Origin of the sequence: Pseudonocardia adelaidensis, assembly GCF_039543345.1 — a bacterium.
Lineage (GTDB): Bacteria > Actinomycetota > Actinomycetes > Mycobacteriales > Pseudonocardiaceae > Pseudonocardia > Pseudonocardia adelaidensis.
In genome coordinates, this window is record NZ_BAABJO010000097.1 from 1 (window position 1) to 749 (window position 749).

Genomic DNA, 749 nt, shown 5'->3' on the forward strand with positions numbered 1-749 from the left:
GAAGCCGCACCGGATCAAACAGGTCCGGCTCACCTGCGCTCTCCCCGAAACCGCGATGATCGAACAGAAGCACCGCGATACCCGAGGCTGCGAACCGGTCCGCGAACTGCGGCAGTCCGTCGCGCCGCGTACCGGTAATACCGTGCGCCATCACGATAATCGGCCTAGGGCCAGGGTCGCTCGTGGCCGGGTAGAGCCACGCCGCGCACCTCAGCCCGCCTGAGGAGAACTCGACTTCTTCACGAATCATAACCATCTGCAGTTCCTCTCGTCGTATAGCTCTTCGTCCGGTTTGCCATCGCCGGAGTCGAATTCATGGCATTGAACCTGCGCCGGGCGAGGCTGCGCCGGGGCCGTGATGGTGCGCTCCCGGCACCATCACGGGTCCCATTTGCGGCGCGGGTGCCGCAGCCGTCGGGCTCGGGCACCCAGGTCGGTTGGCGGTGCTCAGGCTGCCGTGATGAGCCCGAGCTGTCGCAGGGCGGTCAGTCCGTCGTCAAGGCCGAGCTCTTCGGTGATCAGCCCGTTCTCGACCTTGAGGATGGAGATACCGGTGAAGCGCATCGTTTTGCCGGTGCCGGCGGGCAGCGCGCCGACGGGGATGTCGTCGAATCCATCTCCTGTCTGCGTGCCACCGCCTTCCCACTGGCCGACCACGTAGTCACCCTCGGCGATCAGATCAGCGGTGCCCCAGAAGTTCAGGTCGGGGAACGCCGACCGGAAGTGGGTAGCAAACTCCCGCACCTGGT

Annotated in this window: 2 protein-coding genes; both read right to left on the minus strand. The window is 65.6% G+C overall.

Going from position 1 to position 749, the window contains the following annotated elements; translation table 11 throughout:
• Positions 1 to 256, minus strand: a 256-nt coding sequence (locus ABEA81_RS42965; protein WP_425570890.1) for an alpha/beta hydrolase, incomplete at its 3' end; no start/stop codon positions are given.
• Between the two features lie 191 nt (positions 257 to 447).
• Positions 448 to 749: ester cyclase (locus ABEA81_RS42375; protein ID WP_345613722.1), on the minus strand; the 302-nt coding region annotated here is incomplete at its 5' end.